General features: G+C 56.7%; 21 protein-coding genes and 2 tRNA genes. 11 read left to right on the forward strand and 12 right to left on the reverse strand.

What is annotated here, in order from left to right:
* Positions 1-18: 18 nt before the first annotated feature.
* From ACFO5Q_RS03735 to ACFO5Q_RS03750, 4 genes are all read right to left on the reverse strand, one after another.
* Positions 19-579, reverse strand: a complete 561-nt coding sequence (locus tag ACFO5Q_RS03735; protein WP_068147643.1) for a DUF2497 domain-containing protein — start codon at positions 577-579, stop codon at positions 19-21.
* Positions 580-764: 185 nt separating this feature from the next.
* Complete coding sequence (locus tag ACFO5Q_RS03740; protein WP_068147640.1) at positions 765-2,144, reverse strand: TolC family outer membrane protein; 1,380 nt, start codon at positions 2,142-2,144, stop codon at positions 765-767.
* Between the two features lie 160 nt (positions 2,145-2,304).
* Positions 2,305-2,958, reverse strand: coding sequence for a protein-L-isoaspartate O-methyltransferase family protein (locus ACFO5Q_RS03745; protein WP_156431950.1), 654 nt, complete (start codon positions 2,956-2,958; stop codon positions 2,305-2,307).
* A gap of 220 nt (positions 2,959-3,178) precedes the next feature.
* The gene (locus tag ACFO5Q_RS03750; protein ID WP_082719865.1) at positions 3,179-4,081 is read right to left on the reverse strand and encodes a diguanylate cyclase; all 903 of its coding nucleotides are present in this window, start codon (positions 4,079-4,081) and stop codon (positions 3,179-3,181) included.
* A 172-nt stretch (positions 4,082-4,253) separates the two neighbouring features.
* Between ACFO5Q_RS03750 and ACFO5Q_RS03755 the strand changes: the two genes are divergently transcribed.
* Positions 4,254-4,327 (forward strand) — tRNA-Cys (locus ACFO5Q_RS03755).
* A gap of 223 nt (positions 4,328-4,550) precedes the next feature.
* Positions 4,551-6,482 carry a calcium-binding protein gene (locus tag ACFO5Q_RS03760; protein WP_380084286.1) on the forward strand — a complete coding sequence of 644 codons (1,932 nt, stop codon included), beginning with the start codon at positions 4,551-4,553 and terminating at the stop codon, positions 6,480-6,482.
* Positions 6,483-6,563: 81 nt separating this feature from the next.
* On the opposite strand, the gene ACFO5Q_RS03765 is transcribed toward ACFO5Q_RS03760, so the two are convergent.
* A complete protein-coding gene (locus ACFO5Q_RS03765; RefSeq protein ID WP_068147635.1) occupies positions 6,564-7,529 on the reverse strand; it encodes a class I SAM-dependent methyltransferase in 966 nt (321 codons plus the stop codon).
* A 179-nt stretch (positions 7,530-7,708) separates the two neighbouring features.
* Here ACFO5Q_RS03765 and ACFO5Q_RS03770 point away from each other — a divergent pair.
* Positions 7,709-7,783, forward strand: a tRNA-Asn gene (locus tag ACFO5Q_RS03770).
* 61 nt (positions 7,784-7,844) lie between these two features.
* Here ACFO5Q_RS03770 and ACFO5Q_RS03775 read toward each other — a convergent pair.
* Positions 7,845-9,386 (reverse strand): methyl-accepting chemotaxis protein, encoded by a 1,542-nt coding sequence (locus ACFO5Q_RS03775; protein WP_068147632.1) that lies wholly within the window; start codon positions 9,384-9,386, stop codon positions 7,845-7,847.
* A gap of 497 nt (positions 9,387-9,883) precedes the next feature.
* On the opposite strand from ACFO5Q_RS03775, the gene ACFO5Q_RS03780 reads away from it, so the two are divergent.
* Both ACFO5Q_RS03780 and ACFO5Q_RS03785 read left to right on the forward strand, forming a co-directional pair.
* Positions 9,884-10,963, forward strand: coding sequence for a DUF2336 domain-containing protein (locus tag ACFO5Q_RS03780; protein WP_068147629.1), 1,080 nt, complete (start codon positions 9,884-9,886; stop codon positions 10,961-10,963).
* A 229-nt stretch (positions 10,964-11,192) separates the two neighbouring features.
* Positions 11,193-12,311 (forward strand): OmpA family protein, encoded by a 1,119-nt coding sequence (locus tag ACFO5Q_RS03785; RefSeq protein WP_068147626.1) that lies wholly within the window; start codon positions 11,193-11,195, stop codon positions 12,309-12,311.
* Between the two features lie 89 nt (positions 12,312-12,400).
* On the opposite strand, the gene ACFO5Q_RS03790 is transcribed toward ACFO5Q_RS03785, so the two are convergent.
* Positions 12,401-12,919 (reverse strand): hypothetical protein, encoded by a 519-nt coding sequence (locus ACFO5Q_RS03790; RefSeq protein ID WP_068147624.1) that lies wholly within the window; start codon positions 12,917-12,919, stop codon positions 12,401-12,403.
* 251 nt (positions 12,920-13,170) lie between these two features.
* On the opposite strand from ACFO5Q_RS03790, the gene ACFO5Q_RS03795 reads away from it, so the two are divergent.
* From ACFO5Q_RS03795 to queE, 3 genes are all read left to right on the forward strand, one after another.
* Complete coding sequence (locus ACFO5Q_RS03795; RefSeq protein WP_068147620.1) at positions 13,171-14,415, forward strand: dicarboxylate/amino acid:cation symporter; 1,245 nt, start codon at positions 13,171-13,173, stop codon at positions 14,413-14,415.
* Positions 14,416-14,493: 78 nt separating this feature from the next.
* The gene (gene queC / locus ACFO5Q_RS03800) at positions 14,494-15,189 is read left to right on the forward strand and encodes a 7-cyano-7-deazaguanine synthase QueC (RefSeq protein ID WP_068147617.1); all 696 of its coding nucleotides are present in this window, start codon (positions 14,494-14,496) and stop codon (positions 15,187-15,189) included.
* 88 nt (positions 15,190-15,277) lie between these two features.
* Positions 15,278-15,910 carry a 7-carboxy-7-deazaguanine synthase gene (gene queE / locus ACFO5Q_RS03805; protein WP_068147614.1) on the forward strand — a complete coding sequence of 211 codons (633 nt, stop codon included), beginning with the start codon at positions 15,278-15,280 and terminating at the stop codon, positions 15,908-15,910.
* A 174-nt stretch (positions 15,911-16,084) separates the two neighbouring features.
* Here queE and ACFO5Q_RS03810 read toward each other — a convergent pair whose 3' ends face one another.
* The 4 genes from ACFO5Q_RS03810 to queF form a co-directional block, all read right to left on the reverse strand.
* Positions 16,085-16,273, reverse strand: coding sequence for a hypothetical protein (locus tag ACFO5Q_RS03810; RefSeq protein WP_068147612.1), 189 nt, complete (start codon positions 16,271-16,273; stop codon positions 16,085-16,087).
* A gap of 61 nt (positions 16,274-16,334) precedes the next feature.
* Complete coding sequence (locus ACFO5Q_RS03815) at positions 16,335-17,195, reverse strand: ATP-grasp domain-containing protein (protein ID WP_068147609.1); 861 nt, start codon at positions 17,193-17,195, stop codon at positions 16,335-16,337.
* A gap of 30 nt (positions 17,196-17,225) precedes the next feature.
* Complete coding sequence (locus tag ACFO5Q_RS03820; RefSeq protein WP_068147606.1) at positions 17,226-17,456, reverse strand: hypothetical protein; 231 nt, start codon at positions 17,454-17,456, stop codon at positions 17,226-17,228.
* Between the two features lie 3 nt (positions 17,457-17,459).
* Complete coding sequence (queF, locus tag ACFO5Q_RS03825; RefSeq protein ID WP_068147603.1) at positions 17,460-17,924, reverse strand: preQ(1) synthase; 465 nt, start codon at positions 17,922-17,924, stop codon at positions 17,460-17,462.
* Positions 17,925-18,269: 345 nt separating this feature from the next.
* On the opposite strand from queF, the gene hspQ reads away from it, so the two are divergent.
* Entirely contained in the window at positions 18,270-18,593 is a 324-nt protein-coding gene (gene hspQ, locus ACFO5Q_RS03830; RefSeq protein ID WP_068147602.1) for a heat shock protein HspQ, read from the forward strand.
* Positions 18,594-18,790: 197 nt separating this feature from the next.
* Here the strand turns inward: hspQ and ACFO5Q_RS03835 are convergent, their stop codons facing one another.
* Positions 18,791-19,303: a hypothetical protein gene (locus ACFO5Q_RS03835; RefSeq protein WP_068147599.1), complete on the reverse strand. Its 513-nt coding sequence runs from the start codon at positions 19,301-19,303 to the stop codon at positions 18,791-18,793.
* Positions 19,304-19,687: 384 nt separating this feature from the next.
* Between ACFO5Q_RS03835 and sseA the strand changes: the two genes are divergently transcribed.
* Both sseA and metC read left to right on the forward strand, forming a co-directional pair.
* Positions 19,688-20,578, forward strand: a complete 891-nt coding sequence (sseA, locus tag ACFO5Q_RS03840; protein WP_068147596.1) for a 3-mercaptopyruvate sulfurtransferase — start codon at positions 19,688-19,690, stop codon at positions 20,576-20,578.
* Positions 20,553-21,758, forward strand: coding sequence for a cystathionine beta-lyase (gene metC, locus ACFO5Q_RS03845; RefSeq protein WP_068147593.1), 1,206 nt, complete (start codon positions 20,553-20,555; stop codon positions 21,756-21,758). The genes sseA and metC overlap by 26 nt, the downstream gene beginning before the upstream one ends.
* Positions 21,759-21,763 lie beyond the last annotated feature (5 nt).

Consider the following 21,763-nt stretch of genomic DNA (forward strand, 5'->3'; position numbering starts at 1 on the left):
CTGCTTGGTGGTATAGCCCTACTTGCGGCGGGCGATCCGCGCGACTTCACGCTCTACCGCGTCCTGCACGATACCTGGCAGGTTTTCATCCAGCCAGCCCTGCAGCATCGGCTTGAGCATGGCGCGCACCAGTGATTCAAGCGTGTTGTCCGCCCCTTCGTAGCCTGCCACCATCATCTGGGTCAGGTGCGCGAAGCTTTCGGCTGTCCTGGTTTCTACCGGAGGCGAAACAATTGCTTCCACCTCACCTTCGCTCGCAAGCTCGGTCAGTTCGAAGACATCTTCTTCTTCCGGCTCGGGCATTGGTTCCGGTTCCGGAACAGGTTCCGGCTCGGGCATTGGCTCGGGTTCGGGAATGGGCTCTGGCTCTGGTTCGGGCTCAGGCTCCGGTTCGAACACAGGTTCGGGTTCGGGCTCAGGCTCCGGTTCAGGCTCGGGCTCAGCAGCAGGCGCTTCCTCGAAGTCCTCTTCGACTTCAGGTTCCGCTGCCTCTTCCTCCGACTCGTCAGAAATGATCCGGCGAATAGACGCCAAGATCTCTTCCATAGTCGGTTCGTCTTCAGATGCGTTATCGCTCATTGACCAGCCACTGTTAACACTCCCTGAACCAGAGGTACCGTTAAGAGAGTCCCGTGTCAATAATTCTTAAGCGCACAAAGGCGGTTAAGTGCATCCACCCATGCGCCGCATTGGCTTGAAAAGAACCAGTGGGCAATAAAAAAGGGGCCCGAAGACCCCTTGAATATTTTTTATCCGCGAGCGCCTTATTCGACGTCGGTACCGATGAATTTGGTATCGACCTTGTCGTAGTAACGCTCAGGGTTATAGGCAGCCACGCCCAGGCGCAGGTCCTTGGCTGTCAGCTTGCCTACCGCAGAAACGAGGCTGTAAGCCGTTACCGCTTCGTCGCGCTGGGCACGAACAAGTGCCACGCGCGCGTTCAGGAGCTCCTGCTCGGCGTTCAGCACGTCAAGCGTGGTGCGGGAGCCCACATAGGCTTCCTGACGCACGCCCTCAAGGGCGATCTCGCTGGCGCGAACCTGCGCTTCGGTTGACTTGATCTGACCAACGGCTGCGCGGTACTGGTCCCACGCCACGAACACATTTTCCTGTGCCACGCGCTCAGCCTGGCGGATTTCCATCAGACGCTGGCTGCGCTGCTGCTTGGCCTGACGCACGGCTGAATAACGCGCACCACCCTGATAGAGAGGCACGCTCAGCTGCACACCAATAGACTTGGTGGTGGATGGCCGATCAAAAGTACGACCAACACGTTCGTCAAATCCTGATTGAGTCCTGTCGGTCCAGCTCGCCTGCAAATCCAGCGACGGCATAAGAGCACCACTAGCTTCTTTAACCCGATAGGCGGCGGACTCTTCATTGTAGCGCGCAGCAATCACACCAGGGCTAAGCTGCATAGCGGTTTCAATAGCCTCATCAAGGGAAGCCGGCAGAACCGGATCGCTCGTTGGCGTCTCAAGGGATGCAGGCGTATTGCCAACTACGCGGCGATATTGCGCGCGGCTTGCCGCCAATGTGGCTTCCGCCGTCAGCAGGCTGGATTTGGCGCCTTCAAGGCGGGCTTCAGACTGGGCCACGTCAGTGCGGGTCACTTCACCCACACGGAAGCGGTCCTGGCTGGCCTGAAGCTGACGCTCCAGCACCTGTACGTTGTTCTTGTTCAGGTCCACAACCGCTTCGTCGCGCAGCACGTTCATATAAGCAGTCACAGCTTCCAGCAGCACCTGTTGTTCAACCGACTGCAGCTGTGCACGCCCCGCCATAACTGAGCTTTTCGCCCGCTTCATGGCATTGCGATCACGGAAGCCATTGAACAGGTTCTGGTTCGCCGTAAGGATATACTGCTCACTGGAACCCGGCACGGATATGTTTACGCCTTGCTCGTTTGGCGATTTGGTCTTGCTTTCCCCGTATGTATATGTACCGGAAAGGTTCGGCAGGAAGCCCGCCTGTGCCTGGGACACGCCCTCGTCCGTTGCACGGAGTGCGGCACGCTGGGCCATCAGTTGCGGGTTGCTCTCGTAGGCTGCTGCGAGCGCTTCTTCAAGCGATTCAGCTGACGCTGTCACAGAACCCATAAGCACAGTTGTCACTGCAAGCAGTGAGACGATCCCCTTTTTCATTTTATTCTCCTTGTTTCCTCGCTGTATATTATGCGGGCCGTAGAATTCCAGGTTCTTATCCCTGTATATTTTCCTATCTGACCCTAGGGGTATTCGGTTTTTATCACTTTTTCTGTATCAACTCCACCTTGATGGGGAAAAACCTAAATCCTATCAAGCCTTAGAATACAAAACCTTTTTCAACCTCGAAGCCCGGCAGCATCGGCACATTCGCATCAAAGAGATTGCGCGCAGACGCCACACCGTCTTCCATTTTTATGATATGGGCGCGGCCCACGCCGCCTTCAAGTTTTACGCACACAAGACGGCCGCCGTCCTTCAGCTGTTTCACAAGACCAGCCGGCACTTCTTCAACCATGCCTTCGATGATGATCACGTCAAACGGGCCTTGCTTGGCCACACCGTCGCGGTGCTTGCCGTTCATCACAGCCACGTTCATCACGTCCTGGTCCGACAGCTTCTTTTCAGCCGCTGCGGCGAATTTTTCGTTTTCCTCAAGTGCTACGACCGCGTCGGCGAGGCCCGCGATCACAGCGGCGGAATAACCTGTGCCACAACCGATATCCAGCACCAGGTCCTTTGGTCCGATTTCTGCGGCGGTCACGAGACGCGCGAAAATCATCGGCTCCATCAGGAAACGGCCTTCACCGATATCCAGGTCTTCATCCACATAGGCGATGGCACGCTTGGCTTTCGGCACGAAAAGCTCGCGCGCAACACCTTCGATGGCGGAAATAATGCGCTCGTCGTTCACCTCATTGGGGCGAAGCTGACAATCGATCATGTGGCTGCGGGCGACTGCTGCTTGGGTCACGGTTTGAACCTCTACATTAATAACTACAGTGACAATCTCGCCGCTTTATAAATAGCAAGACGCTTTGAAGCAACGCGTTTTCACGTAAAAACCCCATAAAATCTGCCAAAGTCTGCCTGCGATTTATCATAATACGGCTTCAGCACACCATCCCCTGCGGCAATCCGACCGGATTTTGCGACGGAAGGATGCTGTGAGCGGCCATGACGGCAAGCTTGTATCAGGCGATCTCTACGCGGTTGCGACCGGCTTTCTTGGCGGCATACATCGCATCATCTGCGCGCTTGAGCGCCCCGTCGATTGCGATATCCTTCTCCTCAAGTTCCGCGATACCAATGCTGACGGTCACCGTCAGGTCTGGTGCGTTCGGGAACGCAAGCCCCTCCACCGTCTGGCGCAGGCGCTCCAGAACGCCGTAGGCGCCGTCGCTGTCTGCAACAGGCAGAAGGACCGCGAACTCCTCGCCACCCAAGCGCCCCAAAGTGTCCTCATAGCGCACGGTCTCGTCACAGCACTGGGCCACAACGGCCAGCACTTCATCGCCCACTTCGTGGCCGTATGTGTCGTTGATGCGCTTGAAATGATCGATATCGATCATGGCCACCACAACAGGGTAGCCGTGGCGCTTCATGCGGCTCAGCTCCATATCGGCGGCATTCATGAAATAGCGCCGGTTGAAACAATTGGTGAGCGAATCGGTCATGGCCTGGCGCGTGAGTTCCGCGTTGGCCTTTTCAAGCGCGCGGGATTTTTCAACCAGCGTCAGCTGGGTATTGATGCGCGCCCGCACCACCGGCACTTTGATGGGCTTCAGGATATAATCAGACGCCCCGATGGTCAGCCCTTTGGATTCGGCATCTTCGTCCTTTTCCATGCCGGTAATCAGCACAACGGGTGTATCCTGCGTGCGGTAATCTTTCTTCAGGGCCTCGCACACCCTGAAGCCGTCGATATCTGGCAAGTTAACATCCAAAAGAATCAAGGTCGGCTTATGCTCAAGCGCCGCGATCAGGCCGTCCTTGCCCGTTGCCGCCGTCACAACCTCGCCAAACTCGCTTGCAATGCCGGACAGCATCGTCCGCATGATTTCAAGGTCATCAATGATAAGGATTTTATGGTCCACGCCTCATTCCTGTTTCTTGCCACCTGTTCCCCAATCAGCTTTAGCGACAATGCCTTAAAAAATGATTGCCTGCAAAAGATTGTTCGGCCGTAGCCCCGGATGCGCACAAACACACCAAAAAGCTATTGACCCTTCTTATACGTCTGACTATACGTTCCGGACCACCACGAGAGGCGCGATGGCGGAGTGGTGACGCAGCGGATTGCAAATCCGTGTACACCGGTTCGATTCCGGTTCGCGCCTCCAAGAATTCAGCAAGAAATTGCAGGGCGTTACGGCTTGATAAAGCTGTGGCGCCTTTTTCTTTTGTCCCCGCTTTGCGCCGCAGCCAAACCGCCGCAGGTTCCCTATCCTTGATTTCGGTCAAATCCCTGTAACACAGGCGTGCTAGACTGCTGCATGGAAACTAGAGCTTTCGCACGGCAATACGCCGCGCGAAAGCTTGCCTATGAACGACAGGAGCTATCGCATGTCTGATCAATTCGACGATTTTGAAACAGATGACATCCTTGAAGGTGTCGTCATCCCTTCCCTTCTCGACAAACTTGTAGCGGGATCGACTGCGGCACCGATGGCTGCCGCGCCAGAAGGCCCGAATAGCAACGACGATGACGATAGCGACGCAAACGATGATGACGATGATAGCGACGCAAACGACGATGACGATGATAGCGACGCAAACGACGATGACGATGATAGCGACGCAAACGACGATGACGATGATAGCGACGCAAACGATGATGATTCTGACGACGATGATTCTGACGATGACGAAGACGAAGACGACGATTCCTTCGACGGGGATGATGACGACAATGAAATAGACGGCCATGACGGCGACGACACCATCGATGGCGGCAACGGCGATGATGAGGTCGATGGCGGCGACGGCGCAGACAAGCTGACAGGCGGCCTGGGCGCAGATGAAATCAAGGGCGGCAACGGCAATGACACCATCGATGGTGGCGACGGCGATGACGAGCTCAAGGGCGGGTCTGGCAACGACATCCTGACAGGCGGTGCGGGTGCAGACGAACTCAAGGGCAGCAGCGGCGCCGACACGCTCAACGGTGGCGACGGCGATGATGAGCTTGACGGCGGCGACGGCAACGACAGGCTCACCGGTGGCAGCGGCGCGGATGAATTCGAAATCGATGACCGGTCATCCGACGTCATTACAGACTTCAACCCGAATGAGGGCGACCGGATCGACCTGGACGACATCGAGACGCTCAATAGCTTCACCCAGCTTCTCGACAACGCCACCCAGTCGGGCGCCAATGTTGTCATTGACCTTGGCAACGGCAAGACCCTGACCCTTCTTGACTTCGACCTCGGCAACCTGTCCGCTGGCGCGATTGATCTCGACGAAGAGGGCGACGGTTCCGACGACGAGCCAGATGATGAAGATTTCGACGGCGGCGACGAAGACGATGATCATGAAGGCGACGACGGCGCCCAAAGGCTGAAGGGCAACAACGGCAACGACAACCTAAAGGGCAACGGCGGCAACGACTTCCTGAGCGGTGGCGCCGGGGATGACACCATCGATGGCGGCGATGACGATGACCAAATTTTCGCAGGCGCTGACGATGATGGCGACGACAAATTCGCCGGTGGCCAGGGCAATGATGTTGTCGGTGGCGGCACTGGCAACGACATTGTCGTAGGCGACGACTTTGACGACAACGGCCTCGGCGATGACGGCGACGACACGCTGTATGGCGGTGACGGCGACGATGTGATGATTGTAGGCAGCTGGAATGACGACGATCAGGACGGCGAATTTGACGAAGGCGAAGAAGAGCAGGACGGCAACGCCAGCAACTCGGTGTGGGCCGGTAGTGGCAGCGACCGGATCTATGGCGCGGGCGGCAAGGATGTCATTGGCGGCGGCGACGGCGACGATATTGTTGACGCCGGCGGCGGTGACGACATCGTTTATGCAGGCAAGGATGACGGTGACGATGACGTCCGTGGCGGCGATGGCGACGACACCATCTTTGGCTCATCGGGCAACGATGACGTGGGTGGCAATGAAGGCAATGATGACCTGTTCGGCGGCGGCGGTGATGACATCGTAGACGCTGGCGGTGGTGACGATGAACTTTACGGCGGTACCGGCGATGACACGCTTACGGGGGGCGACGGTGCCGACACGTTCTATTTCGGAGGCGGCCATGGCAACGATGTGGTGAGCGACTTCAGCACAGCTCAAGATACGCTCTATATAGCCAACACCACGACCGACTTCATCAGCGTCAGCGACCTTGAGGCCGCATCGCAGGAGACAACAATAGGCGCTGACACCGGCCTCCTGATCGACACAGGCGGGGGATCATCAATCTTCCTGGTTGGCATCACGCTGGCAGACCTGGCGGATATGAACATCACCTTCTAAGGTGCTCGCGAACCAGAAACAAAAGCCTGGGCTGAATTTGGCCCAGGCTTTTTTTGAGCTGAATATTGCAGTTGGTTATGATCAGCGCTTCAGGCCTTCGATCACCCAGGCCAACATGTCCGGGCCGTCCATCAGGGCATGATATCTTGCGTCCACCCCTGCGACCCTCATGGCCCCCACTGCACAGGTGATGTCTTCTTCGGTCGACGCAGCGCCCGCAAGCGCCTCAAGCCGCAACAGATGCGCCTCCACCGACCGTTCAGATGCATCCACTTCGCGCAGGATGTCCGGAATGGCGGCTGTCTCCATTGCCTCAAACAGCCTGAGCAGCCTGCGCCCCAGTGTCAGGATCGTGGCCTGGTTCGGATGGTCCTTCAGTTTGCTGTCCAGTTCTTCAATCTCACCAATGAATTGCTCGACCGCACTTTCTGCCTCAGACCGGGTGCCCTGCCCGCGGTTGAGAGAATCGACCGCCTTCAGTGCTCGCCTGAGCGCTTCGTGCAGCCGGGCTGAACCAAGGGTGGGAACCAGCGTCAGTTCATGCCGCGCGCCTTCTTCGGCAATCCCCTTTGTGGCATGCACCACGAACCTCAGGCGCCCACCGTTTTTCAACACACGTGCGGCTTCCAGCGCCGGGTGATCAAGCCCCGCATATTCAATACCGAACTGGCTGGTGACGGCATCGAATCTGCCATCTTCGAACGGCAACGCGGCTGCGTCCACACCACCCTCAAACCGGACCGCCCGAATAAGATCAGGATCAATTTTGACATGAGCCGCAGGGTCAATAAGTGCCAAATCCACACCCAGAATGTCAAAGCTACAACCAAGATTTCGCGCGGCTTTGGCTGCCAGAAGCGCTGCCCCGCCGTTACCGGTGCAAACATCCAGAATCGATGCCCTATCGGTTAAGCGTGCGAAGAAATCGGCCCAGGTTTCGGCCAATAGGCCGTCATAGCCAGCACGCAGGTCGTCAGAAAGACAACAGGCCAGTTGCCCCTGCTGCCAATAGTCCCGCCAGAACCAGCTGTTTTCTTTGTCGCCCATTATGCCCCCGTTGACTTGCCGCCCCAATGAAGCCGTTTAAGCGCAAGCGTTTCAAGGTATTTTCACAAGACCACAAGAAAAATGTAAATTTACTCTTGGCACGCTGAAAAATATGAGTATAAAGGCACCCATTCGCGGCCACGGAGTGATGCTCCGGACGCCCCGAACATCTACCATGATCCCCAGTAGCTCAGTGGTAGAGCAAGCGGCTGTTAACCGCTTGGCCGGTGGTTCGAATCCGCCCTGGGGAGCCAATTATAAAAGCCCGGAAGTTTTGCTTCCGGGCTTTTTTCTTTTGTTACTGCATCACCTGAATCAGCTACTGGACAGCTGCATCACGAAATTGTTTGCGCTTGTCCTGACATCCTGGATCTTGCCGGCCAACAGGGTGGCAAGGGAGGCAGAATGTTTCGAGGTCTGCGACACTTTCGACACAACGTCCAGAAGTTCTGCGGCCGCTTCGTCAACCCCTGCTGTATCCTCTGCCGCAAGCTGCGCAGCACGGGCTGTTTCCTGCGTGGACGCGGATTGCTCTTCCACCGCAGCAGCAATGCCATTCGCATTATCGCGGACACTGTTGATGATGGTGACAATATTGCGATTAGCCTCTTCTGCCGCTGTTGTCGCCTTCATAATACGCTCCACAAGGCCTTCGATCTCTTCCGTGGCCTTGGCGGACTGGTTCGCCAGGCTCTTCACCTCGCTTGCGACAACAGCAAAGCCCTTGCCCGCCTCACCGGCGCGGGCTGCTTCGATGGTGGCGTTAAGCGCCAGCAGGTTTGTCTGTTCAGCGATATCACTGATCATCACAATCACATTGCGAATTTCATTTGACCTGACGGTCAGTTCCTTGATCGCCTGTTCACTCACGGACGACTGATCGGACGCCTCTTCGGCGACCTGGGTTGTCTGCGCAACCTGGCGGGAGATTTCCTGTGCCGTAGCTGACATTTCTTCAGTACTGGCAGCAACCGTGCTGACATTCGAATTCACGCGGCTAGAGCTGTCGCTGACACTGCCAACCCTGTCATCCGCGATGGCTACGGCATCCTGCAGCGACTGGGCATTGCCGCCAAGTTCTTCAATAGACGCAGACAGTTCGGCAATCAGGCTGTTGACTGAGCTTTCAAATTCAGCGGCGGCGGCCGCGCGCTCGGCTTTGGCCCGCTCTGCAGCCTCCTCGCGCTCTCTGGCTGCCTGTTGCTCCAGTTGCTTCTTCTCTGCCTCGTTTTGCTTGACCTGCTCAAGCGCGGCTTCTGCTTCAACCTTCATTGTTTCGGCTTCTTTCGCGGCGGCAACAGCTTCCTCAGCAGCACCTTCAGCCTTAACCTGTGCCATCTCCGCCGACTTGAAGGATGCGTCCAGCTTCTGTGTCAGCCAAACCAGACACACAGCCTCGACCACCAGAATGACCGCGTGCAAAACCACCCGCCAAAAATCAGCTCCGTCGGGGAAGACCCACGTTGGCACAAGGAAATTGAACAGAAGGTGATGAACGGCTACCACCGCAGCGCTTACCAGCACGACCCGGAAGTCACAGAAACCACCCAGCAGCGCCAATACGGCGAAGAAATACATATGCATGTCGATCTGCCAGGGGTGCCCCCTGAACACATAAACCAGAAGGGCCGCAAACAAGACCATGGAAGCGCCCGCAAGTTCGCGTTGCAACTGCGACGCGCCCACACGCCAGTGCACCGCAATGGGGACCACCGCCAGCAGAATGGCCAGAAGCACGGGCGCCATTACGTCCTGTCCCAGCAAGAGTGCCGCTGCAGCAACAAGTACAACATGGGCAGCCAGTGCGTATGTCAGGAAACGCGAGAAGGTTGACCGGATATCTTCAATCATATTCATAAGGATTTTACCTTTGCCTGCCAGGCGGATGCTTTTTTAGGAGGGACACAGCCAAAATCAATTGGCGCCTCCACTACGAGAACTGCACCGCGCTGGATCAAAACCCCGGGCGAGACATCGCGATGAGGTTTCACAAGAAATGAGTTGCTGCCAACCACGTCGACCAGATCGACGGGCATTTGGAAGAGTTGAGCAACAGCCTGATCGTCGGTAGCTAAAGGAGATAGCTGAACCAGCCAAAGGCCGCCTTTAGAAGGCCATAACTGGACTAGCCCTAGCACTAGTAAAGCGCACACGCCGTATAGAAATGCCCTCATGGCAAAACTTCCCAACAACGCCCAATCGTATGCAGCTCTCAATCTAAGGCAGACATCTTAAGAAATGCCTATTATTTTACGGAAATATGCACAACCTCTGCGCCCAAACTTTTTATAGTTTCTCCTATAGGTTTATTTTTGCTACGGTGATTGGGAAATGGAAGGGGCCAAGGTTAACACATGCAGAACGCGGTAGATGCCATGTCCGAAAAACAACCCGTAACCAAGCCGAATACAGCCAGTGACTGTATCAGCAGTCTTGCGGTCCCAGAGCGTGTTACTTTGGCGCGCAAAGCTGGCGAACAGCTGTTCCCCCAGAATCGCGACAAGGAAAAATATGCCGCGGCATGCCTTCTGGCGGAAGCGTTGGCATCTGACCTCTGCCTGCAGGTTCGGGAAACTTTGGCTTTTGAGCTCAGGAAATACACCCGGCTGCCGAAAACCATCATCACCAAGATCGCCTGCGATGCTGATGAGGTTGCCGTCCCATTCCTGCGCGTGACACCGGCCCTGTCTGACAGCCTGATGGCAGAACTGATTCCGCTCCTTAGCGACAACGCCCAACTGGCGATTGCCGTACGGTCCGATATCGGCGCAAAAGCCAGCCGCCAGTTGATCTGTCACGCCAACGACAATGCAGCGCTCACAGTCATCGGCAACCCTAGTGTGGGAATAGATGACGCGCTCGCCTCCATGGTGCTCGACCATTTTGCCGATAACGCCAGGGTGATTGAAGCCATTGCCAAACGGCCGAACCTGCCGCTTTCAATTGTGACCAAGATTCTGCACCATGTAGGTGATCAGCTGCGGAAAGAACTGTCTGAAAGGTATGGCGTGGACCCGGCTGTTGCAAAAACCGTGATGGTCAACAGCACACACGAGACCATATGGCGACAGATCAGGCATGCAACACCGGGTCAGGTTCATGCCCATGTGCTTGACCTTCGCCAAAATGGCAAATTAAGCCCTGAGTTGATGCTTGCGATGGCGGACCGCGGGTGTCTTGCCTTCCTTGAAAGCGGGCTTGCGGCCTTTGCAGGCCGCATCCTCACTGAAATTCGCGAGGTCTTGCATCTGGCCAATCTCAAGCAGTTCCAGGCGCTGATGCGCGATTGCAACCTGGAAGATGGCCATATCGAGCATATTCACAAGCTGGCCCGCCGCCACTATGGCGCCCGGCGCGCCCGGCGCGAAGTTGGCAATCCCTCTTTGTGGCAAAGCCGCCCGTCCGGCAGAATGACGCCGCAAAGTGCCGCATAACACCGCACCTGCTCCAGCCCAGCCCAAGCCTTCACAGGCTACCCCATGAAAGCCCCAAAAGCCTGATCAGGCTGCAATCCCGTTGCGACCAAATTGCAACAGCCCGCCCCTGTTTCCCACATAATGCGAAAAAAGGCATGAAAACAGCTTGTTTCTGCCCGATTTCAAGCTTATTCCCCGGATTAATGTCCAGATCGATCTTATTGATCTACAAAAGGGGAAATAGATTATGCGTGTTTTGATCGCATCGCTGCTGCTGAGCACCAGTGCCACCGCCGTAATGGCCGACGACAATAATTTCTATGCCGGCTTTGAGATGGGCGGCACGCGCTCTGACCGTGGTTCGGTGGAAAATAGCCTGAGCGGCCTCTCGCTTTCCGACAAGAAAAACCTGGGCCTGATGGGCGGCCTGTATGCTGGCCGCACCTTCGGCAAATGGCGCCTTGAAGGTGAATATGCCATCCGTACCAACCGCTACCACTCCATGGAAGTAGATGGCGCTGGCGGCCTGGACCTTGATCTCGGCCACAATCTTGCTGGCGGCGTACAGAAATCTTCCGCCATCATGGCGAACGCCTGGTATGAATTCGCTGAATTCAGCGGCTGGAAGGCGCTTGTTGGCGCAGGCTTCGGTTTCGCAGATGTTGAAGTCAACCGTTTGCGCTCCGGCCAAACGCTGGTTATGGACGATAGCCGTTGGCAGTTCGCCAATCAGGTGATGGCTCAAATCCTGAAGCCGATTGACGGCGGCCTTGAGCTTGGTATGGGCTTCCGCCACTTCCGCACCCATGACCGGGGCTTCCAGACCGAAGCGCGCACGTCTGACTATAAAGTCGTGAACAACGAAGTGTTCGTGCGCCTGAGCTGGCGTTTCGGTGCTGAGTCCGCGCCGCGTCAGGCTGAGCCTGTCCGTCAGGCGCCTGAGCCTGTTGTTCGCCAGGAGCCGGCACCGGCCCCTGTTGCAACGCCGCAGGTTGTTGAAGAAAAGAAACCAGAGCCGAAGCCAGTGGCCCTGCCCGGCCCGTTCATGGTGTTCTTCGACTTCGACAAATCCGACATCACGCCGGACGCTGCCCGCATCATCAAGGCAGCGGCCAAAGCTTTCAAAGAGCACAAGGCTGTACGCATCATGGCAACCGGTCACGCTGACCGCTCCGGCACTGAAGCCTACAACCAGGCCCTGTCCGAGCGCCGCGCTGCTGCTGTGAAAGCAGCCCTGATGGCTGAAGGCATTGAAGCCCGCTTCATCATGACCGATGCGAAAGGCGAAAGCTCGCCGCTTGTTGCCACCGAAGACGGTGTGCGCGAGCCGCAAAACCGCCGCGCGGAAATCGTACTGAAGCGCTAATCCGCGCAACAGACCAAAATCAAGAAAGGCCGCTCATTCGGGCGGCCTTTTCTTTTGGGGAAACACCAGGACTTAAGCTTCGCACTGGGCTAGCGGTCTATGGTCTCTATGCGCCCAGCCCCGCCAGTCGCGGCCGTGGTCGGCGGAAGGCCCTTTTTGCAGACCGGGCGCGGTGTGCGGTACTGCACCGGCAGAAGGTCCATCACCATCAGCGGATCAGCGTAAGATGCCGCCATGTCGGCCACTACTGCTGCGTTGGCGCAAAAACCGTCTACGTCGATGCTTTCAAGCGAAATACGGTTCGCCGTCTTGGTGACATAGGCGTCCATATTCATGCGGGTCTGGCGCGCGAGATAAGCTTCTACAGGCCAGCGGCTGGCCTTGATTGCGCCTTTGTGCGCCCCGACAAACCGGTTATAGAGCGCGGCAAACCGCGGGTTCTCAAAACGGCACTTGAGCGCCGCCACCTTGAGCTGCAGCTCAAGGAACCGAAGCTGATCGGCCTTCAGCTCAGCCTGCTTGATACAAGCCTGAGCCGGCATGCTCGAGAGCACAACAGCGCCTGCAAGCAACACAGATTTCAAACCAGATTTCGTGATCGGTCCCACGCCTGCCCCACTTTTCCTCTATCCACCTCAATGCCACTCTAACACGCCAAGATGAATAGTCTATAAACGGCTATAATTTTAGACGTCGCACAGGGGTGCTTCCCGCCATAAAAGATAGACGGTAAGCCATGGGAATAACGGAATATTTTTCGGATAATCCTTGCCATCCTAGCCATTTCGCTTAACCCTAGGCCGCAAATAGAAACCGGCTGCGGACCACGCAGCCAACAATGTTCTGGGGAGAGGGACACATGTTTTCCGCTTGGTTCAAGATCACGCTTTGGAAGCGTATCATGGCGATGCTGGTGCTCGGTATCGTCTTTGGCGCGCTTGCAGGCGAGCATGCCGCGAAGATTTCCTGGATTGGCGATATCTTCATCAACCTGATCCGGATGATCGTGGTGCCGCTGGTGTTCATCACGCTGGTATCCGGCGTTATCGCCATGGGTGACCCGAAACGGTTGGGATCATTGGGCATCAAGACGCTCATGCTCTATATCGGCACCACGCTGGTTGCCATCACCATTGGCCTCACGGTTGCTGCCATTGTGCAGCCGGGCATTGGCGTGGACATTTCCGGCGCTGTTGCCAAGGAACTGCCGCCTGCCAAGCCGCTGGCTGAACGCCTGCTGAGCATTATCCCGACCAACCCGCTCGCGGCGCTGGCTGACGGCGACATGCTGGCCATTATCTTCTTCGCCCTTATCCTGGGCGCAGGCATCCTGATGGCAGGCAGCAAGGCCAAGACCCTGGCCAAGTTCGCCGATGATGGCTCTGAAGCCATGCTCAAGGTAACCCATATCGTGATGGAAGTGGCACCGTTTGGCGTGTTCGCCCTGATCTCCAAGGTCGTTGGCCAGGGCGGCATCCAGCAGCTCTTTACTGTTGTACCGCTCGCGGCCTCGGTTATCGCCGCCTGTGTGATTCATGTGCTGATCACCCACGGCGCTATCATGAAGTTCCTCTTGAAGCTGCCACCCAGCCGCTTCTTCCGCGACATCACGGGCGCGCAGCTTGTGGCCTTTTCCACCTCGTCAAGCTCAGGCACGCTGCCTGTTACCATGACAGTGGCTGAGGAAAACCTGGGTGTCAGCAAAACAGTCGCCTCAAGCGTGCTGCCACTGGGCGCCACCATCAATATGGACGGCTCCGGCATTTATGTGGGCATCCTGGCTGTGTTTGCGGCGCAAGTCCTTGGCGTGCCACTGGGGCTTGAGCAGTATCTGATGATCGCCTTTGCCGCCACGCTGGTGTCCATCGGCACGGCGGCGGTCCCTTCGGCCTCGCTGTTCCTGCTGGCGACCGTCCTCAGCGTAATCGGCATTGAGGACGCGCAGACCTTCCTGATCGTTGGCTTTGTGTTCCCGTTTGACCGCCCGCTCGACATGCTGCGCACGGTGGTGAACGTGACCGGCGACCTCTCGGTCGGTACGGCTGTCGCCAAATGGGAAGGCGAGCTGGACGAAAAAGTCTTCAAGGCAGAGCCGGTCGATTAAGCCGGACCCGAGGTTTTTTCTTATCAAACGAGCCGCCCGGTGCTATACGCCGGGCGGTTTTGATTTATAAGGTACGTTATGACTGAGCAGAAAAAAGCAGTGGTACTCCTCTCCGGCGGGCTCGACAGCGCGACAGTGATCGCGATCGCCCGTGACCAGGGGTTTGATGTCCACGCCATTTCATTCCGCTACGGCCAGCGCCACAGCGTTGAACTTGAGGCCGCAGACCGGGTGGTCAAACACCTGGGCGTGACCGAGCATAAAACGGCTGAGCTGGACCTGCGCCTGTTTGGTGGCAGCGCGCTGACAGCAGACATTGATGTGCCCAAGGACCGCTCTGACGACGACATGAGCCATGATATCCCCGTGACCTACGTGCCGGCCCGGAACACCATCTTCCTGTCGTTCGCACTGGCGTATGCAGAAGTGATCGGCGCCAAGGATATCTTCATCGGCGTAAATGCGCTGGATTACTCCGGCTACCCCGATTGCCGCCCCGAATATATCGCGTCGTTCGAAGCCATGGCGAACCTGGCTACCAAGGCAGGTGTCACGGAAGACGAACGCATCCGCATCCAAACACCGCTCATTGACATGACCAAGGCCCAGATTGTGGCCGAAGGTACGCGTCTGGGCGTTGATTACGGCCTGACCATCAGCTGCTATGACCCGGACACAGAGGGCAAGGCTTGTGGCCACTGCGATAGCTGCCTGTTGCGCAAGAAAGGCTTCGCGGAAGCCAGCCTTGCCGACCCGACGCGGTATCAGGACTAGGAAAATCGTCACTCGCTAGCTTGACCAGCGAGTCCAAAACAGCCATAGATTCGCCGATCAAGTCGGCGAATGACGAAAGAAACCAATCATGGTCTACACGGTCAAAGAGATGTTCTACACACTGCAGGGCGAAGGCGCGCAAGCTGGCCGCCCGGCCGTGTTCTGCCGCTTTGCCGGCTGCAATCTCTGGACCGGGCTTGAGCGCGACCGGGCAAAAGCCATCTGCCAGTTCTGCGACACTGATTTCATTGGCACAGACGGCGAAGGCGGCGGCAAATTCAAGACCGCTGATGACCTTGCTACGGCTGTGAAGGCCCTGTGGCTCGGGAAAAGCGGGAAGCCGCTTGTGGTCTGCACGGGCGGTGAGCCCTTGCTGCAGCTGGATGAGGCGCTCGTTGCGGCCTTCCACGATGCCAGGCTTGAAATCGCGGTTGAAAGCAACGGCACGGTATTGCCACCCGCGGGCGTCGATTGGCTGTGCATCAGCCCAAAAATCGGGTCAGAGATGATCGTGACGAAGGGCCAGGAACTGAAGCTTGTGTACCCGCAAGCGGGCGGCGACCCGGCCCAGTTCGAACATCTGGATTTCGAGCATTTCTTCCTGCAGCCGATGGACTGCGAAACGCAGGCAGAAAATACCGTCAAGGCCGTGGATTACTGCAAGGCCCACCCACAGTGGCGGCTGAGCCTGCAAACCCACAAGTTTATCGATATTCCTTAGCCAAACCGTCACCCCGGACCCGGCGCAACAGCGCCGGAGGCGATCCGGGGTCCATATCAATCAAAAAGCCTTCGCCAAGGGCGAAGTCACTATTTCTCATGGATTCCGTGTCGTAACCTGCCTTCGGCAGGGCACGGAATGACGTGGATGTGTGAGGGAGTATAATCGCAAATGCTAGTCGTCGCGGTTCTTGCGACTGAGCACCACACCGAACACCAGCCCAAGCGCGATACCGACCGCAATGTTGCCCATGCCAACGCCAATCGCCACGCCAATGGCCAGCCCCACCCCGATATAGCGCGGATCGCCCCTCCGGCGGCCTTCCGCCTGCTGGTCTTCTTCTGGTGGTTGCTGGTCTGTCATCGCTGCCTCCCCGATTATTGGTCTATAGCTGATATGGGGAGGCAGGCAGATTTGCCAAGTCCTAACCCTTGAGCGCCTCATAAATGCGCGCGCCCAGTTCCGGCCCCTGCAGCGGGTAGAGGAACGGTTCAATCAGCTCCATTTCCATCAGGTACAGGCCACCGTCCTCACTGCGGATCATGTCCACCCGGGCATAAAGTGGGGCGATGGGCGCTGCCGCCAGCGCCTTGGCCGCCTGCGCCACATCTTCTGCTGCTGGCTCCACCGGGGTTTCCTTGCCGCCATAGGCGCTCTGGATCCGGTAGTCGCCATCCGCTGCGGTTTTCAGGAGCGTGTGCGAAAGCTCACCACCGATGAAAATGAAGCTGAGCTCCCCTTCCTTGACGATCGCATCCATATAGGGCTGAATCATCATCGGGTGCGGCATGTCCGGGACGGCATCCCCGCGTTTCAGCATATGCTGCCCGTCTGCCCCCGCGCCCACCTGCCGCTTGGCTACCAGCTTTTCTGTGCCGAAAGTCTCGAATGCGCCAGCGATCACCTCGGGCGTCGCTTTGTCTGCCCAGATTGTGGGGATCAGCCGCACATCCTTGCCTTCAAGGTCGCGCAGATAGCGTTTGTCGATGTTCCAGCGTACCAGCTCAGGCGCGTTGAACAGCCGGGTTTTGGTCTCAATCTTCTCAAGCGTTTCAAGGAATTCATCCAGCCGGTCCCAGTAGTCCCAAGTCGTGCCGATCATCACAGCGTCGAAAGACGACCAGTTCACATCCTTGTCGTCCCACGACACGTCGGTCACCTTTGCCCCGCGCGTCTCAAACGCCGCGGTCAGGTTTTCCATCATCTGGTCATGCTCAAACGCGTCACTACGACGAACGGGAGACCCGGGCATCGTGACCCGGCTGGAAAGATAACAAAGATGCATAATTTTTCCTCAACCGCATGGAACTGACAGCTACCACAATCCAGCAATTCGTTGCCACAATCCGTAAATTGCAACACCCATTAATCCAGCCCACAGCAGAGCCATAAAGTAAAAGGTTCCGGGTTGCGTTTCTCGGTTAAAGCGGTTCCCGACCCCGCCGCTACCAACTTCTATGGTTCCCGTCTTAAATCCACGAAACAATTGGTATCCGCAAATACCAATCAACAAACTAATTAGCCCCAGTGCGCCCCAATCATTCATGTTCTACCCCCGGCCGCGGTAGTTGGGCACGTCTTGTTCCGGGATCCACACGCCCTTGGGCGCTTCGCCGGTCTGATAGAACACATCAATCGGGATGCCGCCGCGTGGGTACCAGTAACCACCGAACCGCAGCCACTTTGGTTTCATCTCGCTCACCAGTCGCTCGGCGATGCCCACAGTGCAATCCTCGTGGAAAGCTGCGTGGTTACGGAAGCTTTGCAAGAACAGCTTCAGGCTCTTGCTCTCCACAAGGCTGTCACCCGGCACATAATCCAGCACCAGATGCGCGAAGTCCGGCTGGCCCGTCACTGGGCAAAGGCTCGTGAACTCAGGGCATGAAAAGCGCACACAATAATCACTGTTCGGGCGCGGATTCTTTACATACTCAAGAACGGCTTCCTCTGGCGTTTGCGGCGCGTCTGACTTTGCGCCCAGTTGCTCCAGCCCTTGATAAATCTCTTTCGTCATCCCACATATCCTTTGAAGGCCACAGCAAATAACAAGGCCAAAACAGTCGAGGGTGAAACATCCCCTTATCATGCGCCCTTCTATGCTTTTGAGGACGCCGATTGTCAAAGGTTTTAAGCCTTTCCACGCTCCTTACCGCCCCTGCCCGCGTTAAGGTTTTGAGCCAACGCGCGTTAACCTTTGAAATATAATTACTAAAAACTTAACAGTTTTGAACGATTAGTTCAGCATTTGTTAATTTAGGCCCTTTATAGTGGGTATCAACAGGCCAAGAAGTGGCCTTTGTCGACCTCAGGCAAATTGAACGAAAGGGTCCTGGGCACTCGACTGAGTAGGAGAAGAACAATGGCACAAAAAATCTGCAGAGCACGCTTTGCGCCGGGCACCGTGGTGATCCACCGCCGGTTCGGCTATCGCGGTCTCATCTTCGATGTAGATGCTGTGTATAGCCAGTCTCCTGAATGGTATGACATCATGGCTAACTCGCATCCCCCGAAAGACCGCCCTTGGTATCACGTCCTTGTGGACGGCGAGACCCACACAACATACGTGGCGGAAGACAATCTGGTGGAATGCGACCAGACGGAAGAGTTCGACCACCCGCTTCTGAGCCGACTGTTTACGGCCAGTGACGCCGGTGATTTCGCGAGCCGCCATGTGATGAATTGAGTATTGAGTACCCTCTAGTTCCGAGTACATGAGTTTTCCAAGCCGTACCCGCACCTCCTCTCCCCCTTAGGAATGCACGGGTACAGAAAGAGGCGCAGAGTTCCGCGCCTCTTTTTTGTTGGTTTTCCTGTGTTAGTCTTTGGCCAGAGCTGCTGAGGCCCGAGCTCTCACAAACTAGCTGCTGTTGATGCCTCAGATTATTCGGCTTCTTCCTGCCTTATCCGTCGCTCAACCTCACCAACCTGGATCGCTCCTCCAACTTCTGCCCCCGGCACCACTATTTCTACCACATAGGTGGTAATGGTCATGCTATCAGGCATGCCAAGCGATTGCCTGCTGGCGAAATATTTTGGCTGCTGCTCTATCACCAGTTCGAACGTCCGGCTCTCCGACCCTTGCGGGAAACCTGCCGCCGGGAACTTGAGCTTGCGCCGGGACGCAGGGGCAATGAGCACACTAACAGGATCAACAGAGAAATCTGCTTCAGACTGAGCCAGCGCAACCTCCTGCACGCCACCAGGGCGCACATAGGCCTTCAAGAGAACACTTGCATTACGCGGGTTAACCACGTCCGCGACAAGAACGTCCTTACCATCAGCTGAATCCGCAACATCAATGTAGCGGATAAAAAACGGGGGACGGGCTTCCGCCGCCTGGCCTACCGCTACGACAGCAAGCGCAACGAGTAAGTAAAGGGATAAAATTCGCACCTGAGTCTCCTTCTGTTTCCACAATACATCAGCAAGAGACAGGCCAATCCTGCAACACAGCCATAAACCGCTGAAACATATAACTTTATCAACAAACACAACAAGGAAGGATATTGCAAAAGCGTCGCAATAAATGCATATTGCGACAAATTCGAGAGGTAAAATTCTCTTTTTGCACCATAATTTGTTGCAAATTGCACCAATTGGCGACCTGAACACCCTGAAGCTCAGGCCAAGGCATGCATGACAGGCATGGCTGCCCCGACAATTGCTTGATTGTATCGCAACGCCAAGGGGCGTACGCTGCGCGGCGGCAGCGTCTGTGGTCAACTGTGTCCACTATCGTTGCCGATTTTGGTTTGAGTGTAAGGAAAAGGCCATTTCATGAACCCGTTTCCACTGGTGACCACCGACTGGCTCGCTGAAAAGTTGGAAGCCGTCGGAGCAGACAGTAACATCGTGCCGGTCGATGCCTCCTGGCACATGCCTGCGGACAAGCGCAACCCGCGCGCTGAATATGACGCAGCCCACATTCCGGGCGCGGTATTCTTTGACATTGATAACAACATCAAAGTGGCAGCCCACCTGCCCCATATGATGATGCGCGCCGACGAATTCGAAGGCGCCGTTAGGAAGCTTGGCATCTCGAATGACGATACAATTGTTGTCTATGACAACAGCGACGTTCGTTCGGCCGCCCGTGTGTGGTGGAACTTCCGCGTCATGGGGCATGAAAATGTTTTTGTGCTTAATGGCGGCCTGCAGAAATGGCTGGCGGAAGGCAGGCCGGTGACAGACGCGAAGACCGAGCGCGAACCGGGCACCTTCAAGGCGACGCTGAAGCCCGCGCGCCTGCGCTGCCAAGACGACCTTTACATGAACCTGAAATCCAAAAAGGAACAGGTGATTGATGCCCGTTCAAAAGGCCGGTTCGAAGGCACAGAGCCCGAGCCCCGCAAGGGACTTAGGTCAGGGCACATTCCCTATGCCCTTAATGTGCCCTTTTCCAGCCTGTTTGCCCCTGACCATGCGCTGAAACCGGCAGATGAAATCCGCGCTGTGTTCGAAGACGCCGGTGTCGATCTGGACAAGCCTGTGGTTACCTCCTGCGGGTCCGGCATTACCGCGTGTGTGCTCAAGCTTGCGCTCCTGACCCTTGGCAAACGCGACGTGTCCGTTTATGACGGTTCCTGGACCGAGTGGGGCGCCGACCCTGCCCTACCAATTGAGACAGGACCCGCGCAACGCCATGACAGACAACAAGAAAACGCCTGACACGCGTAAATCAGATACTAGGCTGACGACCACCGGTCGCCGCAAGGAATGGACCCACGGCATCGTGAACCCGCCGGTGTACCGGGCGTCCACCTGCCTGTTCGAGACGTATCAGGAATATCGCGAGCGCGTTGCAGACCCGGCAGCCCGGCATCTTTTCTATGGCCGCAAGGGTACGCCAACGCAGTGGTCGCTTGAAGACGCTGTTACGGAACTTGAAAACGGGTCCGGAACGATGCTCTTCCCAAGCGGCGTTGCGGCGATCACCAATGCCATTCTTTCGGTTGTGCGCACAGGCGATCATATCCTGATCACCGACAGCGCCTATGATCCCACGCGGTCGTTCGCGAACGGCATGCTGAAAATGATGGGCGTTGAGACCACCTATTATGATCCCCTGATCGCGGGCGGTATTGAGGCGCTGATCAAGAAAAATACAAAGCTCATCTTCACCGAAAGCCCCGGTTCGCTGACGTTCGAGATGCAGGACCTACCGGCGATCATCGCAGCCGCAAAGAAGCATGACCTGTTCGTCATCACCGACAACACATGGGCCACCCCGCTTTTCCTAAACCCTATCACCATGGGTGCCGATATTTCGGTCAACGCCGCCACCAAATATCTGGGCGGCCATTCGGATGTGATGATGGGTACGGCAACGGCGAACGAACGTACCTTCAAGATGCTGCGCCGCACGGCCCACCAACTGGGCCAGACCGTGTCTGCCGACGACGCCTTCCTTGTTTTGCGCGGACTCCGTACGCTGGGCGTACGGCTGAAGCAGCATGAAGAGAACGCCCTCAAGGTCGCGGCATGGCTCAAGGACCATCCGCTGGTCGAGCGCGTGCTGCACCCTGCTTTTGAAGACTGCCCGGGCCACGAGATATGGGAACGTGATTTTGCGGGCTCTACCGGCCTGTTCTCCATCGTTCTCAAGGCCGGCAGCTATGAAGACACCGCCCATATAGTTGACGGACGGAAGCTTTTCAAAATGGGCTTCAGCTGGGGCGGCTATGAAAGCCTGATCCTGCCAAGCGACCCTACGGGTGCGCGGTCAGCCACCACTTGGGCGTCAAACGGCCCGGTGATCCGCCTGCATATCGGCCTTGAGGACACTGAAGACCTTATTGCGGACCTGGAAGCAGGCCTTGCCGCTTACAAGGCTCACCTGGGCCTCTAATAAAG

The organism is Kordiimonas lipolytica, assembly GCF_042651265.1.
GTDB classification, from domain to species: Bacteria; Pseudomonadota; Alphaproteobacteria; order Sphingomonadales; family Kordiimonadaceae; genus Kordiimonas; species Kordiimonas lipolytica.

Coding starts and splice junctions, on each gene's coding strand:
- queE (WP_068147614.1), top strand. CDS start 15,278: ATGGTCTACACGGTCAAAGAGATGTTCTACACACTGCAGGGCGAAGGC.
- sseA (WP_068147596.1), top strand. CDS start 19,688: ATGAACCCGTTTCCACTGGTGACCACCGACTGGCTCGCTGAAAAGTTG.
- ACFO5Q_RS03785 (WP_068147626.1), top strand. CDS start 11,193: ATGCGTGTTTTGATCGCATCGCTGCTGCTGAGCACCAGTGCCACCGCC.
- ACFO5Q_RS03780 (WP_068147629.1), top strand. CDS start 9,884: ATGCAGAACGCGGTAGATGCCATGTCCGAAAAACAACCCGTAACCAAG.
- queF (WP_068147603.1), bottom strand. CDS start 17,924: ATGACGAAAGAGATTTATCAAGGGCTGGAGCAACTGGGCGCAAAGTCA.
- ACFO5Q_RS03820 (WP_068147606.1), bottom strand. CDS start 17,456: ATGAATGATTGGGGCGCACTGGGGCTAATTAGTTTGTTGATTGGTATT.
- ACFO5Q_RS03760 (WP_380084286.1), top strand. CDS start 4,551: ATGTCTGATCAATTCGACGATTTTGAAACAGATGACATCCTTGAAGGT.
- ACFO5Q_RS03815 (WP_068147609.1), bottom strand. CDS start 17,195: ATGCATCTTTGTTATCTTTCCAGCCGGGTCACGATGCCCGGGTCTCCC.
- queC (WP_068147617.1), top strand. CDS start 14,494: ATGACTGAGCAGAAAAAAGCAGTGGTACTCCTCTCCGGCGGGCTCGAC.
- ACFO5Q_RS03795 (WP_068147620.1), top strand. CDS start 13,171: ATGTTTTCCGCTTGGTTCAAGATCACGCTTTGGAAGCGTATCATGGCG.
- hspQ (WP_068147602.1), top strand. CDS start 18,270: ATGGCACAAAAAATCTGCAGAGCACGCTTTGCGCCGGGCACCGTGGTG.
- ACFO5Q_RS03735 (WP_068147643.1), bottom strand. CDS start 579: ATGAGCGATAACGCATCTGAAGACGAACCGACTATGGAAGAGATCTTG.
- ACFO5Q_RS03740 (WP_068147640.1), bottom strand. CDS start 2,144: ATGAAAAAGGGGATCGTCTCACTGCTTGCAGTGACAACTGTGCTTATG.
- ACFO5Q_RS03810 (WP_068147612.1), bottom strand. CDS start 16,273: ATGACAGACCAGCAACCACCAGAAGAAGACCAGCAGGCGGAAGGCCGC.
- ACFO5Q_RS03765 (WP_068147635.1), bottom strand. CDS start 7,529: ATGGGCGACAAAGAAAACAGCTGGTTCTGGCGGGACTATTGGCAGCAG.
- ACFO5Q_RS03775 (WP_068147632.1), bottom strand. CDS start 9,386: ATGAATATGATTGAAGATATCCGGTCAACCTTCTCGCGTTTCCTGACA.
- metC (WP_068147593.1), top strand. CDS start 20,553: ATGACAGACAACAAGAAAACGCCTGACACGCGTAAATCAGATACTAGG.